Origin of the sequence: Blautia wexlerae DSM 19850 (assembly GCF_025148125.1) — a bacterium.
Lineage (GTDB): Bacteria > Bacillota > Clostridia > Lachnospirales > Lachnospiraceae > Blautia_A > Blautia_A wexlerae.
Window position 1 is genome coordinate 1,144,436 of the sequence record NZ_CP102267.1, and the last position, 15,606, is coordinate 1,160,041.

Sequence of the window (15,606 nt, forward strand, 5' to 3'; positions counted from 1 at the left end):
AAGTATACCATAAATATCTAAAGACAGCTTTGAATGAAGGTTAAAAAGGAGATGACTTGCATGAATGATACCGAGAGAGTATTATACTTTCAGGAGGGAAAAATAATGAAGACTGTAATTTGCGATGATGAAAAAAGCACATGTTCCGAGCTAGAAGAGATTATACTGAAATATGCGAAAGAGAAGAGCGTTTCACTTGTGACAGAAGTTTTTTATTCTGGAGATACTTTGTTGGATTATTTGAAAAGAGAGAAAATAAACATTCTTTTTCTGGATATAGAATTGCCAGGAAAAGATGGAGTTATGGTAGGCAAATATATAAGAGAGGTTCTTGAAGAAGAGAATATATTTTTGATATATATATCTTCAAAGGAAAATTATGCATTACAGCTTTTTCAAAATCGACCATTTGATTTTTTGGTAAAGCCAATAGAACCGGCGAAGATATATCATGTTTTGGATAATATTTATCGTATATCGGAAAAAAATAGTGTGGGATTTGAGTTCCAAACTCAAAATAGTACATATCGCATTTCGTATAAAGATATTTTGTATTTTCAAAGTACTGGACGAAAAATTAATATTGTAATGAAAAAAGAGATCAGAACATTTTATGGAAAATTGAATGAGATTGAAAAACGAATTCCAGAAAATGTTTTTTTAAGAATACATAAATCGTATTTAGTAAATAAAAATTATGTAAAGGAATTTACATACGAGTGGGTAAAAATGCTGAATGGAGATGTACTAAATATAAGTAAAATTAATCGTGCAGATGTACGAAGAAAGATTTTGGAGAGTGCTGCAGATGAGTTTAAAAATATTTAATGGTATTATAGCGTTACTGGCAAATGCATTACGTTTTTACGCATTGAAGTATTTTGTTGGTATTTTTGTGCAAAAAGAAGAGAGCAGATGGAAGCATGTCTCTATTTTATATATTATAGGCTGGGCATGGACAAGTGCGATAAGCTTGCTATTTTCCTTTCCGGCTATGAATATTTTGTCAAACATTACAAGTCTTTTTTTGATTTTTTTTCCATACCGCATAAAGAAAATAAAGAAATGTTTGGCTGTATTTATTATATATGTGATTAATGCATTGGTTGACAGCATTGTCATTTTATCTTTAACAAAATATACGATGGGACAGCCGGTGAATCAGGTATGTGAATGTATTACCAGCTTTGCTTTATTATTTATTGCAATTATTATCCAGAGGACAACAGAACCCGAAAAAGAAATTACATTACCGGCATTAAATATGGCTGCACTTTTAATGGTTCCTGTTGTCAGTATTGTATATATATATTATCTGATTATTGTTGCGCATGAAATAAAAGAAATTGTTATTTTTGCATCACTGGCACTTCTTTTTATTAATATTCTCATTTTTTATCTGTATCATTCACTCCTTAAATTTTATTCTGCCCGTATGAATGAGCAGGTGTTTAAACAGATGTTAGAAGTTTATTCTTATCAATTAGATATAGCCAGAGAATCGGAAGAACGGGTGAAAGCATTGAGGCATGATATAAAACATCATATCATTGAGTTGTCTGCAATGGCTAAAAAAAATAATAATGACGACATGATAAAATATTTAAGCGGCATGAAGGATTTTATGCTAAATCCAAAAGAATATTCAACTACAGGTAATCAGGAAATAGACGGAGTATTAAATTATACGCTGCAGAAAGCAAACAAGACGCTGAATCAAGTAGATGTTCAAATAAATATTCCGGAAGATCTATATTTTAATAATTTTAATATTTGCGTGATTTTGGGGAATCTGGTAGATAATGCAGTAAGAGAGGCCAGTAAATCGAAGGAAAAGTTACTAACTATAAAAATGCAAATAAAACAAGAGGTGTTATTAATCTTTATAGAAAACAGCTATTCAGGAAAAATCCTTGAAAAGAGAAATGGACTGCAGACAACTCAGCCAGAACTTGCAATACATGGTATTGGATTAGAAAATGTAAAAAAAGTGGTCATTGCCAATGGAGGAGAAATAAAAATAGATTATACATCTAATAGATTCTGTGTTCAGGTCCTTTTATATATGTCGCGGATTAAAAACTAAGAGACTCGTTAGGGGTCTCTTTTTTACTTGAAAGAAAAGTCTAATTTTGACAAAATCGTGGGCGAATTTTGACAATTGAATAAATAATCAATAATTATATGCTACAATTCAATCACTTCAAAGGGAGGTGCAAGCCAATGGATAAGAGAACTTCTACAAATGGGAACAAGGTATTGGGGTACATAGCAAAGAGGATAGCTGTAAGAGATGCCAATACAACCTGTCCTTTCTTAGGATACCAGCCTAAACTCCCAACGGCCGTAAAAAAATTAAAGAATTCAAAATGAAAGGAGATTCAAATTATGTTGAACAAAAAGATTAAAAGAACATTGTGTGGTTTAGTTGCTTCTTTATGTTTGGTAGGCAGTACAGTTCCGGTATTTGCTGAAACAGTTGATTTTGACGTCACGGTACCAGGAGATATCCTTTCTCCGAGAGCTGCTAAATTTGATTCGGAACAGAGGTTTTATGTAACAGGAACTTTGTTTAATAAGACGGGAAGATTGGATTGCAGGTCTATTAATCGTACGAATAGTGCAATACAGTCAAGGATAGCGTCAATTTCTCCGAGTTATTTGTCGAGTAGCGCACTATATTACAGTAATGCACCATCAGGGCAGACGTATTACATGACAACATCTGCCAGTGTATCATATCTTCGAGTGAAGGGACGATATACTCCGTAATATTTACGAATAACATTTAAAATAACAAGTTCAGTTAGGGGATACACATACGGTATCCCTTAGCTGAATTTAAGGAGAAAAATATGCTGAAAAAAATAAGATGGTTTTGCCTGACATTATGTATATGTTCGGTTTTGGCTGGATGTAACAAGAGTTCTGTAGATGTCAAAGAAAAAGCAGGGGAAGAAATAGTCTCAATGGAAGAAGCAGAATATAGTTTCCCGGAAAAGTATGAAAAAACCTCTGATTCGGGGAAGGTAAAATTTAATTGTGAGTTGGAAGTGCCGGAAAATATAAAAGGACAAGCTATAAGCACAGTTGATGTAAAGGGACTATATAGCTGTGACAGGGAAAAAGCATGGACTATATTCGGTGAAGGAAAAGAAATAATTGAAAAATCGGAAATTCCGGTAAATGAAGGGAGGGCACCAGAAGACTATTATCTATTTGCAAATGATGAATGTCTTGATATAAATGAAGGCATTACTTACGGAAGCAGCAATTCCAAATATTATTCATCCATCGGTGCGCGAAATTCAAATAATCAGGTTGTGTTTGAAGAGTCAGATGTTTCCTTTAAAAGCGGCGAAGAATGTATTACAGAATTACAAAAAATAATAGATGAATTGGGATACCATTCAGAAGACTTTATATTTGCTTGTTACCCCTTAAATTCTCAGACAATGAAAAATTTGGAAGAACAATATTTACAGGAAGGTCGTTTAACAGAAGAAAAAAGAAAGGAAAGCTGGAGTCAGGAAGATGATGCGTATTTTATTTATGGGTATCAAAAATATGAAGACATTCCTATTTTTCATGAAATGATGAGTATTGCCAGAAGCATGGCATATGATACTCCGGATAATGCTCCTGTCCAGGCGATATATTCTACCCGGGGAATTGAAATTCTGGATATTGGCGGCGTTTATGAATTTGAAAAGGGAGAACAACAAGTTTTACTGAAGCCTTTCGAGGATATTGCTGCTGTGGTTGAGGAAAAATTTGAGAATATTTTAAACGATGCGGAGTATGAAGTGACGAGAGCAAAATTCTATGAGAGGGTATATCTGGATGAGGGACAAAAATATAAGGCAGATCCTATCTGGTATTTTGAAGTAGTCGAAAATAATATAAGTAAATCTGTAACATTAATTAATGCGGAAACAGGAAAGGAAATATTCTTGCAATAAAAATTAGCGAAAGGGATGTTTTATGAATAGATCCACAATTCCTTATTCGATTGTAGAAGAACGAAGAAGGCTTAATAAATGTATAGAAAATGCCCCGAATGAGTGGGAAAGAGAAATATATAAAAAAATCAGAGACATGAAGATACCTTATGACAAATTGGATACAATTCTCGAAACAAGCAAAGAGCTGATTAAAAAGAAAGAGAAACAAAGAAAAAAAAGGATGTTATTCCTGATAAATGTAAGTGGCTTTGCTGCAGGTATTTGTGTATTTATTTTTTTCTGTGGAAAAAGAGCTGTTTACAAAAGGAGAGAAACGGATGAATAGAGCACATTATTTAAAAACGGATATCCGTCGTCTGATAAAAAATTACCCAATATATTTGGCCATTGTGGGTGTTGCAGTATCCATGTGGTTTTCCCTTGAAGATTATGCGTTTACTGAGGGAATGGTAAATGGAAATGCGCTAGATACATACGGTTTCGCTGTTAGTATGTCCGGGATTATGATTGCCTATGCTTTTTGCGCATTCTCTTATGCAACGGTGTTTTGCGAGGATTTGGAGTATAAATATGCCAGATACAGCATCAACAGAGGAAATACATGGAAATATGTGGTATCCAAGGCAGTGGTTGTCTATGGAGCGTCTGTGATCACTATGGTTTTGGGAAGCCTTCTGTTTGTTGCGTCTATACGGTTAAAGATACCCTGGACTTCCGAGGGATTACAGGATGCTTTTTTTATGGAAGGAATGTACGGTTCCCTGATTGTCGGAAAACACTACTGGCCTTATGTTTTTTTGTCCGCATTGCAAATGGGGATGTTTGCAGGGACCTTGTCATTGGCGGCTTCATTTCTGTCTATGTTTGTTTCTAATAAAATGCTGATATTGATCACACCTATTTTAATACAGCAAATATTATTGGAATATCGTGGAAAGGGCTGGTTCAGCGTAATGCTGATATATCCGACCTTGAATCGGTTTTCGACGGATATACAGTACTTTCTTACAGTCTTTGGCTGTAGCTTGTGTTTTTCGGCACTGCTTACCTGGGGAATATACAAAAAAATAAAAAGCAGATTATAGAGGTGGGAGTATGAAGTTATTACAGTATACCTGGAAAAATTCCATGATGAAAATCGCCAATAGCAAAATGGCAGTTTTTGTAATATTGATGATTGTAGTCAGCCGGTCATATGTAGGGGCTATCCGACAGTTTTCAGTTGCAGTGGACTACCCGTCCTCTTGGTGCGTATTTCCATTTGCGATGTGTAGTTTTTCTTATCTGATTATGTTTTGGTTTGGAGTAATTTATGCGAACTCGGATGTGCCTTTTATGCAGCATGTGAATATGTATCATGCAATCCGTGTAGGAAGAAAGTGTTGGGCATTAGGGCAAATAGGAGGGATTTTTATCCGTTCCGTTGTTCTTACTGTTGTGGCAGTCATCTGCACAATACTCCCGCTTTTACCGGACATTGAATGGAGCAATGAATGGGGAAAGCTGCTGAGAACGGCAGCAACGACAAGGGCTCTTACGCAGTTTGATAGTTCTGTGTTTATTTATTACGAGATTTTCTCTGAATTTTCGCCATTACAGCTTATAGGGCTGGAGATTCTTCTTTGTGCCTGTATCTGTACATTTATTGGGGTTCTGATGTTCCTGCTAAGTTTGTTTTTGAATAAGATTGCTGCAGTTGCAGGTGGTCTTGCCCTGGCAATCGCTCTATTTCCCGTGCTGAATATACATCCTATGATACGTCATAAACTGGCTTTTTTTATCCCGACGATATGGGCTGAACTGGCAAGGATTGCAACCCCGGATTATGGTTACTATTGGCTGCCATCTATACCTTATATGTTTGGATTTTTAATAGCAGGGATTTTGTGTATGACGGTCATTATTTTAATAAAGGTAAAAAAAATAGAATTTAACTGGGAAAATGAGGATATATAGCGAGGAGTGAAATATATGGACAGGCAGGATTACGTAATTGAAGTATCTCATGTAAGTAAAAGCTTCAAAGATAACAAAGTTTTAAAGGATGTTTCACTTTTATGTGAAAGTGGCAAAATTTATGGTCTTGTAGGGCACAACGGTTCTGGAAAGACTGTTTTGTTTAAGTCTATCTGCGGTTTTCTTTCCTGTGATGAGGGAACGATAACTGTCAATGGTAAAGTGATGGGGAAAGATAAGGATATGCTGACCGATGCGGGGATCATTATTGAGGATCCGGGTTTTTTGCGGACCTGGAGTGGCTATCATAATCTGGAATTTCTTTATACTTTGCGAAACAAAAAGAATAAAGATTATCTCTGCTCTGTTCTGAGAAAGGTTGGTTTGGATCCTGCATTGAAGCGTCCGGTTGGAAAATATTCACTGGGTATGCGTCAGAGACTTGCTCTTGCACAGGCCATCATGGAAGATCCGGGAATTTTGATTTTGGATGAACCTATGAATGGTCTGGACAAAAACGGGGTAAGAGAAATCAGGGAGCTTCTGTTAAAAATGAAAGAAGAAAATAAACTGATTATCCTGGCTAGCCATAACCGGGAGGATATAGAGGTTCTTTGCGACGAGGTATATGAGATGGAGGGAGGTGTGATCAGTAAAGTAAAAGATGAAACAAATTAAAAGTTAAAGATGGCAGCAAAAATGCAGAGAAAAGGAGAAGATTATGATGAAGATGAACAGAAAAAAATGGTTATGTGGAGTAGCAGCATGTTTATGTTTGACAGGAAGCACTGTTCCGGTATTTGCAGATACAGTTACATTTAACATTACTATACCGGGTGATATTATTTCTAAAAGATCGGTGAAAGCTGATGATGAGCAGAAGTTTTATGTGACAGGTACTAAGTTCAGTAGTTCAGGAAAATTATATTGTAAATCCAGTAGACTGCATGCGACAACAACATCTAATACTGCAACGATTTCAAAAAATACTCCAAGTGCAAGTGCTTCCTATACGAGCTACGCGCTGCCCAGGTACGAATATTTTATGCATTGTACAGCAAGTGTAGGCAGTTTACATGTAGAAGGACGTTATACACCGTGATTTGTAAGTGAGAGCAGAAAAATGAGAAAAGACATAATGATTTCAGGTATATGTGCGTTATCGCTTATTATGCTGACTCAAAATGCGTATGCGCAGACGTATGAAAAGGAATCCGAATCCGGTAAAGTTAGGTTTCAGTGTGAGTTAGAAGTTCCGGAGAATTGGAACGGAAAAGAGATTCCCAAATTTATTTTGGAAAGTGTGCATTTTGTGGATAGTGAAAAGACATATGCAAATTTTGTAGAAGGAAAAGAAATTCTCGAGCATTATAATACTCCTGCTAGTGATCTATATCCGGAAGAAAACTATTATGTTTTAGCGGATGGTACAAATGTAGGGATTGGAATGGAGTTTGGAGTATCAACGGAAAAATCGGCTTATTATGCTCAAATAGGGGTGACTAATACGGAGAATATGGAGAAGTTTACTTCTGCGACAGAATCTATTGTAAACGATCAGGATGCTGTACAAAAAGTAAAAGAAACTCTTGAAAATGCCGGATATGCAGTAGAAAATTTAGTTTTTCAGACTTCTTCTTTGAGCGCGGATATACTTCGGGAAATTGAAAACCAATATGTTGCTGAAGGATTGCTGGAAGAGAGTAAACGAAAGCCTGAGTGGACAAACGAGGATGATGTATGTATCGTATATGCAAGGCAGACAGTAAGTGGGATTCCTGTGTATCCTGAATTATCGGTTATGGCACAGGCGCTTGCATATGATACGCCAGAGTCCAGTCCAGTGGTTGCTGTTTGTTCTACACGGGGGATAGAAAGCCTGCGTGTGTATGGTCTTTATGATTTCCAGGAAGATGGGGAAAATGTACCGTTAAAAGGTTTTGACGAAATCGCAGCAACGGTAGAAACAAAGTATGAAAACTTATTAGATGAATCTACTTATACAGTGACTCGGGCAAAATTTTATGAGCGTGCATACATAAATGAAGATCAGCAATATACGGCAGAACCAATCTGGTATTTGGAGATAAATGATAATAATTCTCAAAAATACGTCATGCTGGTTAATGCTGAAACAGGTAAAGAGATATATTTAATGTAGGGTTAATATGATTAAAGAGAGAGATTCTGTAGGAGAAAATTGAATGATAGGTGAGTGGAGCAGGAAAATATCAAACCAAATATGTGAAAATCAGAACGAAAAGGAAATTATTCAATATGGTTTAAATCAGCTTTTTTGGATACTATTAAATTTTTTTGCAATTGCAATATCAGGTGTTTTGTGGCACGAATTTTGTTTTAGTATCTTGGTCTTTTTGGAAATATATTTTTTGCGCCCGTATGCGGGCGGTTATCATGCTGATACAGAAATAAAATGCTGTATGATTTCTGTAGGAATCGTGAATATTGCAATGCTAGTAAGAAAAATCAACGTGATTTCGTTGGATTGTATGTTTGTTATTTATTTATGCTTCATTTGTGTAATTGTTCTGTTTTCTCCTGTAGATAATCCGATACATCCATTGTCAAAAGTCGATAGTAGGTTCTATGCAAAAAGATCGAGGCAATTAATTTTGGGGTACAGCTTCTTGCTTGTAATAAGTATAGCTCTGCGAATTATGGTTTTAAGAGATTCAATTATATACACAGTTTTGATAGTAGGAATATCTGCATTGGCAGGAAAATGGAAGTACAGGAAGCGAGTATTCGTTTTGTGAAAAATATAAATTAAAAACGTCCAGTAGGTTTGACCTATGAGGACGTTTTTTTATGTCATTTTTAAGAAATTTTCTTTCAGATTCGAACAAAACGCATTGTTCAAACGGGATAAGAGTGAAAGGGAAAAAGACCTTTGCTCATATCTCATGGTCGGGGAGGAGGTGAACTCTATGGAGCAATCTTCTTCCTATGATGAAAAAACGGTAATGCACCAGTTTGATCGAAAATGTAAATTGGCATTAAAGGGCGAAATAGTGGATTATGAAAGACATTTAGCCTATCTTAGAAAACATGAAACTTTGTTTTCAGAATTATCCGAACAAGAGATGGAGAGCCTTTCTATATTTGATGAATATGAATTGGAAAAAAGCTATTTTCGGGCAGGCGGTTATGATGTGGAGGTAAAAAATGCTCTATTGGCAGAAGCATTAACTGCACTGACAGAGAGAAAAAGGGACATTATTCTTTTGTCATACTTTGTGGAAATGAATGATGCGGATATAGCAAGAAAACTGAACCTTGTCAGAAGTACGGTACATGAGCATCGTACACGATCGCTTGAAATACTAAAGATTATGCTGGAGGAAAATGCAGATGAAAACGGAAGAAAAAAGTGTAAATAATAAAAAATTGATACCGTTTTGGGTAATCGAAAGAGCATTGGAGGGTGACATTCAGGCGATAAATAAAATTCTGAAACATGTGGAGACAATCTGCCTCTTGAGCAACCGAAAAGCAGACTCTCATATAAAGCTTTCCCTTGATATGGACGAGTATTACGACATCATGGATAAGGAAAAAGCGGAAAAGAAATAACTTCATAATATACCGAACTTAAGCGATAAGCTGCTGATGCGAAAGCATTTGCAGCTTATTTTTTTCGCTGGAGGGAGGTGGTGCCATTGGGCTGAATGAATTAGAGACAGAGTTACAAGCAATCAATGACAAATTATGAAAAGGAGATTTCGATTATGGCAAAGAAAAGAAGTATTAAGGTTATCAGCCAGAGCGGGCATAACTATAAGGCAACGCCGACAATCATGTTGAAGGGGCAGTGGCTTAAGAAGTTAGGTTTTGATATCGGAGATTATGTTTCTATCACTTGTGAGAATGGTAAGCTTGTTATTACACCGGATGCGGAGAGAGCTGCTATTGCAGAAGCCGAAGCGGATTTTATGGAAAGAGAAATAGAATCATTAAAGAAAAAGTTCGAGGTAGAAAAGGCGAAACTTCATGCTCAGTTTGTAGCGGAGCAGGGTGCCGGATATGCAACTGTTGATGTAACAGATTAAGGAGGCACTTATTGTTCAAGAAAGAAGATATAGAATCAATTGATAGAAAGTATTTTACAGTTATAGTTGCGAATGAATATGATATTACTCTTGTTTCGAACAATACGCATCATGTCTGGTATATACATAATGTTGAACTTCCTGATAGGGAATTGTGTATAGTCTTTCATAAGCATAAAGCTTCTCATCCATATCACAACCACTCATGGTGTGGTACCTTAAAAAAAGCAATAAAGGATATCAAATCGCACGATCAATTTCAGTTAAATGGCAGAAGACCTGTTCATAGACATTAAAAACGAGAGCGGTAGCACAGATATAGTGTTACCGCTCTCTTGGTACTACTTACGGTTTTTCTTGTGATGACGAAGCTTGAGGTAATCACAAACGGCATCATGTGCGTTATTGATTTCCTGTCTGCCACGACTTGACTTAAGGCCGATGGTAATGCAGATATCGTCAATTGACATTCCGCTTAAGCTGAGACGGATAATCTGTCCGTAGCGAGGGTTGGTCTTATCGAAGTGAGCCAACATCTGAAGTTTGAGTTCGTCCTCAGTGGGTTCTGGGTCAATCTTTTCAAGAACCTGGTCTTCTACAGAAGGAGTGCTGGTGTCTTCGATATCAAAACCGTCTCCCTCATATTCATAATCTAACGAAATGATTTCTACACGGTGGGTGTTACGACGTTCAAGCAGTCCCTTATTTTGGCATCCCTTGCACTTGCGGGTGTAAGGGCAGAGCTTGTCCGTACCATCTGCATTCTTAACGATGACGCAGCGACCCTCACGTCCGGCTTCAAGTTCTTTGTTAAGCTTGTCCCAAAATTCCTGCATGTATGACGCAAAGTAACCTTCACTAATTGCCATAAAGCCTACTACTGCATCCGGTTAGTTTCTAAACTATAACCGGATACAACCTGGCCAATTTAATTCGTGCATCCTGCGTCTTAAACTGCCAGTTGATTTTTGCACATTCTGCATTACGCCTGATAGTCCATGTACGAACCTGTTGTTTAAAGCTTTCCAAATCTGGCAGTGGCTTCCCCAGGGCCTGGCGGCTCATGATGCCGATTTCTATCTCTGCCATGTCCAGCCAGCTACCATGTTTTGGCGTGTAATGCCATTCAAAGCGTTCTGCAAGCCTGCGTGCTTCTTCCGGTGGGAAAGCCTTATATAATGAAGCTGGAGAATGGGTATTTAGATTGTCGGTAACAAGAACTATTTTTTCCGTCCGTGGGTACAGGGTGTCGGAAGTATACCGGAGAATTTCTGCAAAATCCAATGCTGTGCGGGTCTGTGTTACAACCGTTTCCCTCCTGCCTGCCAGGGGTTCAGAAATCATGAAGACATCTGCAACACCGTTGCGGACATACACGGAATCTACTTTTTCAGGTGGCCTGGTTCACAGGGAATACGTGTTTTCTTTATGAGCTGTTTGTTCGTTTCATCTATGCAAACGACAGGACGGAGAGGGTCATACGGGCGCTGATATACCTCAAAGACGTCCTCCATCTTCGCTACGAACTCGGCGTCTGCTTCCGGAATGCACCATTCCTTTACGAGCCACGGCTTGATTTCATTTTTTTCATAACCTCGCAGACGGTACTGTCCGTAATGTAATCGACCACTTCCAGGCGGATCAGTTCATCCGCGATTGCCTGCATAGTCCGGCCGTGAGGCTCCTTCCGGCGGTTCCGAACAGGCTATGGCACATATCCGGGCCTCCACATCGCCCGTCACCTTGCGACGGCGGTTTTCTTGTACCTTCCGCCCAAGGGCTGCCTCCATCCCTCCCATGACAAACCGTTGCGCAATACCTGCAATGGTGGAACGGGCGGCTCCATACGCATCTTTGATGCGGTCATATGTCCATGCCTTGTTTTCAGGCTTTTGGTCCAACTTTAGCAGTATCTGTGCATGCTTTATGCGGTAGCCCTTTCCGCCTTTTTGTATTATTGCTTTCAGCTCCTGTATTTCATCGTTTGTCAGCGTGACAATGTAGCGTGGCATATCTGCGTCCTCCAATACCGTTTTTGATGGAGTATAGCAAATTTTTTCAGTACTGTAAAGTATTGTTACTAACCGGATACAGCACTACTACAATTTTGAATTCTCCGAGGTGAAAAGTCGTGAAATTATCATAGATGTATTCACCTGGCATGAGATTCATGTCTTCTTTTTTGAATGGAACCAATACCTTTCCTTCTTCTACTGGCTTGCCATCAAAACTCTTTTTGTCACTGTACTTCTGTGTGTTGCTGTAATTTGCAATTCTTCCCATAGGATTTTCCTCCATTGATTTGCGTTGGAGGAAACCTCACGGGAAATATTCTTTTGTCCTATCAGTCGACCGTTCATAGGGTTCCTCCTATAATCCGGTCAGCTGCTCTTCTTAGGGCTGACGTTTACGAGTTGCTTCATTCTTCTGACGGAAGAGCCTTCACCTTGGCCACGGTGGTAGCAATCAGTCGAATGAAGAGCGTATTTGTAATGCACCTCAGCTCTTGGCGCAAGATTATTTGTATGTTTACATTTTAAACCCTATATGTCATACTTTCTATATACCGCACCGTATGACATTGGAGGTTAAAATGATTACATCAGATATTGGTTTTTGGGTTGACAATTATGTTGGGACCTATCAGATAATAGAATCTGAAGGTAAAAAGTATATAGCTTCAAAGGAGTTTCATCCTGCTAGAAACGGAGAAGCTGAACTAAAGAAGAAACGTCTATTTATGGATCTATTCAAAAATAATGAATACATATTGATTCAGCTCGCGAATGTTGATACTAAGGATGAAAATTCTATTGTTACAGAAGTGGATTTATGCAAGTGAGCGTGGTTACGGTGCCAAGTGGCAACGTGAGAGAAGGAAGTTTTTAGATAGCAATCCATTCTGTGTGAAATGTTATGAGGAAGGACATCTTACGAAAGCTACAGTCGTGGATCATATCAAACCTCATCGTGGTGATCAGAAACTCTTCTGGGATCGTGGGAACTGGCAGGCCCTTTGCAAGAGATGCCACGACAGAAAAACTCTGACGGAAGATATTAATCCTGTGTATAGATATTAAAAAACCTTCGCCGAAGAAGCGAAGGTGAAGGGATGATATATTAAGATGTTAGTTCAGAAGTGAAATTAATAAGAGATGATTCTCTATATAGCGCTTCTCTGTTAATACGGTTTTTCTTTAACGCTCTTTTAAATCCAGAAAGATACACGGTGAACTCTGAGATAATATTATTGTAGTCAGCAGTTATTTTGTTCCACTGCCTGTTAGGTATTTTTTGTGTTGTTGGTATTTCTATGTATTTGCTGTCATTAACAATAAGCGCATAGCGATAATCCAATCCAGCATCCGATCGAGAAGCCGAAGGAACCGAGTGACCGATTCTACCATAAGGGCGCACATCAGCACCTAGATTATTCCTAAGCGGAAGATAATAATCATTTCCATCGTTAGTTATTTTTAAACACAAATAGGATCGGTGTGACTGCTTTGCAGTGTTTCCAGGGTCAAGCATTTTTACAAATGATGAATGGTCTTTGAAGTATTGTTCTTTTATATAGCAACAAGTGATACTCATGATTTATTCTCCCAGTAAAAAAGGAGAAGCTGATGTGCTTCTCCTTCATCGCTAATTTCTTCGGTTTTTTATTAGCCAGGTGCTTCCGAAAAACCCCTCACAATTTCTTCGGTTTTTTATTAGCCAGGCGATTCCGACAAAAGCCTCAAAAGAAAGCTTTGCTTTCTTGCTTATATTATATGCAAATAATTGTAGATTGTCAATGGAAATTTGTGGTAAACGAAGCCTAACCAAGCAGTGATAGTCGCTATGCATCTTCTCGGATTACGACTCACATCATTGCTTGAAACAATAATAACAATAAAAGATGTTGATATCAATAGTAGAACGATACTTTACAAATATAATGGAACTAGGGGCGGTACGAATCTCTGAAATCAAAACGCTTAAAGACCGGCGCCCCCTCTTCTGTGCAAAATCGCGAAATGAAAAATGATTTTATGATCTCCCGGAATCTTGAGTGATCATGCCAGCAAAACTCTGGCATTGAACTTTGAAAAGTAAATATTATTCTTGAACGTAAAAATGAACGCAAGAAATAAACATAACTGTCGCTATGTTTTAAAAAATGAGATATAATAATCTACAGGATTATGCTACATCCAAAATCAACTTTCGCGGGGTGACTTCAGATGGCAGATTCCAAGCATCCAGATGCTGTAACATCAGGATGTGATAGAGGCGGCAGTACCACATCTTAGTTGAGCGGTGTCTGTCGTCTTCTAGTTTAAAGTCTAATTTCTCATGTTTGTTAGAGCGTTCAGCAGAAGTTCTTGCATTGTATTCCAGTTTCCATTCCTTACTGCTTCTTGGCGGATTATTAAACAATCTTAGATTATCTTTCAGAACCAGATGGACTGTACGTCCGTATTTGACATTTGAGCAAGGGTTTTCGCATGTACAGGAGATACAGCCACTGGTGTGACTGATCTTAGGACATTTGAATTTCATTCTGCCTTTAGCAACTTCAATACCATCTCGACGCATACGATATCCAGAAGGACAAATAGGAACACCATCTTTATCAATTGTAAAGTCGTTTTTGTAAATAGGAGGTCTTCCACCTTTTCCGTTAAGGTCAATAAAAGGCGTTATATTTTCACGCTTGAAGTATTGATAGTAAGGCATTGCATCATGGGCAGAATCTAAAAGTACTTTAGAAACTGAGTATTCAGGAAGAAATGATTTCATTCTGAAAAAAGCGTGCAGGAATCCATGTGAATCATGTTTTGAAGCACAGGAAAAATGAGGGAATACAGGTAAGTCACTCTGTGAATCAACAAGCATATACAAGTCATATCCGTGATAATAACAGTCCCGAGAGGAATCCCATCCGATATCACAGTCAGGCTGGGAAAAATAGCGGTCACAATTACAGTCATGGATACCATTCTCTTTACATTTGCAGATACGTTTTTTTCGTTCTCTGTGTGAAGTTACAACAGGCGTTCCATCACCCGCTAATGCTAAAGCATCTGCATGGATAAGCCCTGTAAAAACAGAAATCTCAAGGAATTCCTTTTGATAGATTTTAAAGAGAGAAGAATAAGGCTGTTCATCAAGTTTAAAATCTGTTTTCTCCAAGGTCGGAAGAAGATCGGCAACTGTAACTTTTTCCACGGAATCAGCTTTTGTACCTTTTGTTTTAGGCTTTTTGACCTTAGTCTTCAGCGGATGGATGTGTGGTGACATATGATCATCATCAGAGTTCCATAAGCGGTTTAAAAAATCATAAAAAGTACCAACACCGGGAGTGTTACCAACTTCAAATCCACTAAGGATAGCATAAAGAGGATTCATTTTAAGCTGAGCAGCCCACTCCGTTAATGAAGTAATTTTAAAGTCAATGGAAAGAAGATAAGAACGCTGCATGCAAGAAGGAGTTCGTGGAGCTGGTCCGAATTTTGAATATTTATCAGCCATAAAAGTATCAGTAAAAGATAAATCGAGATTCTAAAACCGCTCAATGATATCCCAGGTGGAACGAGCAAGAGCATTTGGATTAGGATAATATTTACGAA

Annotated in this window: 21 protein-coding genes and 1 pseudogene; 16 read left to right on the forward strand and 6 right to left on the reverse strand. The window is 37.9% G+C overall.

Annotation, left to right across the window (positions count from 1 at the left end):
* Window positions 1-60 precede the first annotated feature (60 nt).
* The 14 genes from NQ550_RS05275 to NQ550_RS05340 all read left to right on the forward strand — a co-directional run bounded on the left by NQ550_RS05275 (window position 61) and on the right by NQ550_RS05340 (window position 9,991).
* Window positions 61-828 (forward strand): LytR/AlgR family response regulator transcription factor, encoded by a 768-nt coding sequence (locus tag NQ550_RS05275; RefSeq protein ID WP_049947386.1) that lies wholly within the window; start codon window positions 61-63, stop codon window positions 826-828.
* Window positions 809-2,086 (forward strand): sensor histidine kinase, encoded by a 1,278-nt coding sequence (locus NQ550_RS05280; protein WP_025580734.1) that lies wholly within the window; start codon window positions 809-811, stop codon window positions 2,084-2,086. The genes NQ550_RS05275 and NQ550_RS05280 overlap by 20 nt, the downstream gene beginning before the upstream one ends.
* A 137-nt stretch (window positions 2,087-2,223) precedes the next feature.
* The gene (locus NQ550_RS05285; protein ID WP_156331212.1) at window positions 2,224-2,373 is read left to right on the forward strand and encodes a cyclic lactone autoinducer peptide; all 150 of its coding nucleotides are present in this window, start codon (window positions 2,224-2,226) and stop codon (window positions 2,371-2,373) included.
* A gap of 482 nt (window positions 2,374-2,855) precedes the next feature.
* The gene (locus NQ550_RS05290) at window positions 2,856-3,962 is read left to right on the forward strand and encodes a hypothetical protein (RefSeq protein WP_025580732.1); all 1,107 of its coding nucleotides are present in this window, start codon (window positions 2,856-2,858) and stop codon (window positions 3,960-3,962) included.
* A 22-nt stretch (window positions 3,963-3,984) separates the two neighbouring features.
* Complete coding sequence (locus NQ550_RS05295) at window positions 3,985-4,290, forward strand: hypothetical protein (protein WP_025580731.1); 306 nt, start codon at window positions 3,985-3,987, stop codon at window positions 4,288-4,290.
* The gene (locus NQ550_RS05300; RefSeq protein ID WP_025580729.1) at window positions 4,283-5,050 is read left to right on the forward strand and encodes a hypothetical protein; all 768 of its coding nucleotides are present in this window, start codon (window positions 4,283-4,285) and stop codon (window positions 5,048-5,050) included. Before NQ550_RS05295 ends, NQ550_RS05300 begins: the two co-directional genes overlap by 8 nt.
* Window positions 5,051-5,060: 10 nt before the next feature.
* Complete coding sequence (locus NQ550_RS05305) at window positions 5,061-5,921, forward strand: hypothetical protein (RefSeq protein WP_025580728.1); 861 nt, start codon at window positions 5,061-5,063, stop codon at window positions 5,919-5,921.
* 15 nt (window positions 5,922-5,936) lie between these two features.
* Window positions 5,937-6,599 (forward strand): ABC transporter ATP-binding protein, encoded by a 663-nt coding sequence (locus NQ550_RS05310; RefSeq protein WP_025580726.1) that lies wholly within the window; start codon window positions 5,937-5,939, stop codon window positions 6,597-6,599.
* A 43-nt stretch (window positions 6,600-6,642) separates the two neighbouring features.
* Window positions 6,643-7,023 carry a hypothetical protein gene (locus tag NQ550_RS05315; RefSeq protein WP_156331211.1) on the forward strand — a complete coding sequence of 127 codons (381 nt, stop codon included), beginning with the start codon at window positions 6,643-6,645 and terminating at the stop codon, window positions 7,021-7,023.
* A 192-nt stretch (window positions 7,024-7,215) separates the two neighbouring features.
* Complete coding sequence (locus NQ550_RS05320) at window positions 7,216-8,082, forward strand: hypothetical protein (RefSeq protein WP_207719683.1); 867 nt, start codon at window positions 7,216-7,218, stop codon at window positions 8,080-8,082.
* Window positions 8,083-8,125: 43 nt separating this feature from the next.
* On the forward strand, window positions 8,126-8,698 hold the full coding sequence (locus NQ550_RS05325) for an accessory gene regulator B family protein (protein ID WP_025580722.1): 573 nt from the start codon (window positions 8,126-8,128) through the stop codon (window positions 8,696-8,698).
* A gap of 171 nt (window positions 8,699-8,869) precedes the next feature.
* Complete coding sequence (locus tag NQ550_RS05330; RefSeq protein ID WP_025580721.1) at window positions 8,870-9,322, forward strand: sigma factor-like helix-turn-helix DNA-binding protein; 453 nt, start codon at window positions 8,870-8,872, stop codon at window positions 9,320-9,322.
* Window positions 9,294-9,515 (forward strand): helix-turn-helix domain-containing protein, encoded by a 222-nt coding sequence (locus tag NQ550_RS05335; RefSeq protein ID WP_025580720.1) that lies wholly within the window; start codon window positions 9,294-9,296, stop codon window positions 9,513-9,515. The genes NQ550_RS05330 and NQ550_RS05335 overlap by 29 nt, the downstream gene beginning before the upstream one ends.
* A gap of 155 nt (window positions 9,516-9,670) precedes the next feature.
* Window positions 9,671-9,991 (forward strand): SymE family type I addiction module toxin, encoded by a 321-nt coding sequence (locus NQ550_RS05340; RefSeq protein ID WP_025580718.1) that lies wholly within the window; start codon window positions 9,671-9,673, stop codon window positions 9,989-9,991.
* 341 nt (window positions 9,992-10,332) lie between these two features.
* Here the strand turns inward: NQ550_RS05340 and NQ550_RS05345 are convergent, their stop codons facing one another.
* The 4 genes and pseudogenes from NQ550_RS05345 to NQ550_RS05360 form a co-directional block, all read right to left on the reverse strand.
* On the reverse strand, window positions 10,333-10,860 hold the full coding sequence (locus NQ550_RS05345) for a hypothetical protein (protein WP_172730354.1): 528 nt from the start codon (window positions 10,858-10,860) through the stop codon (window positions 10,333-10,335).
* A 201-nt stretch (window positions 10,861-11,061) separates the two neighbouring features.
* Window positions 11,062-11,335 (reverse strand): annotated as a pseudogene (locus NQ550_RS23025) (transposase); the annotation flags it as partial.
* 302 nt (window positions 11,336-11,637) lie between these two features.
* Window positions 11,638-12,003 (reverse strand): hypothetical protein, encoded by a 366-nt coding sequence (locus NQ550_RS05355; RefSeq protein WP_259839440.1) that lies wholly within the window; start codon window positions 12,001-12,003, stop codon window positions 11,638-11,640.
* 46 nt (window positions 12,004-12,049) lie between these two features.
* Window positions 12,050-12,274 carry a hypothetical protein gene (locus NQ550_RS05360; RefSeq protein ID WP_025581271.1) on the reverse strand — a complete coding sequence of 75 codons (225 nt, stop codon included), beginning with the start codon at window positions 12,272-12,274 and terminating at the stop codon, window positions 12,050-12,052.
* Window positions 12,275-12,584: 310 nt separating this feature from the next.
* Between NQ550_RS05360 and NQ550_RS05365 the strand changes: the two genes are divergently transcribed.
* Complete coding sequence (locus tag NQ550_RS05365) at window positions 12,585-12,833, forward strand: hypothetical protein (protein WP_025581272.1); 249 nt, start codon at window positions 12,585-12,587, stop codon at window positions 12,831-12,833.
* Window positions 12,805-13,071 carry an HNH endonuclease signature motif containing protein gene (locus NQ550_RS05370; RefSeq protein WP_025581273.1) on the forward strand — a complete coding sequence of 89 codons (267 nt, stop codon included), beginning with the start codon at window positions 12,805-12,807 and terminating at the stop codon, window positions 13,069-13,071. The genes NQ550_RS05365 and NQ550_RS05370 overlap by 29 nt, the downstream gene beginning before the upstream one ends.
* 40 nt (window positions 13,072-13,111) lie before the next feature.
* Here NQ550_RS05370 and NQ550_RS05375 read toward each other — a convergent pair whose 3' ends face one another.
* The gene (locus NQ550_RS05375) at window positions 13,112-13,585 is read right to left on the reverse strand and encodes a hypothetical protein (RefSeq protein ID WP_025581274.1); all 474 of its coding nucleotides are present in this window, start codon (window positions 13,583-13,585) and stop codon (window positions 13,112-13,114) included.
* A 591-nt stretch (window positions 13,586-14,176) separates the two neighbouring features.
* Entirely contained in the window at window positions 14,177-15,508 is a 1,332-nt protein-coding gene (locus tag NQ550_RS05380) for a hypothetical protein (protein ID WP_259839443.1), read from the reverse strand.
* Window positions 15,509-15,606: the final 98 nt, after the last annotated feature.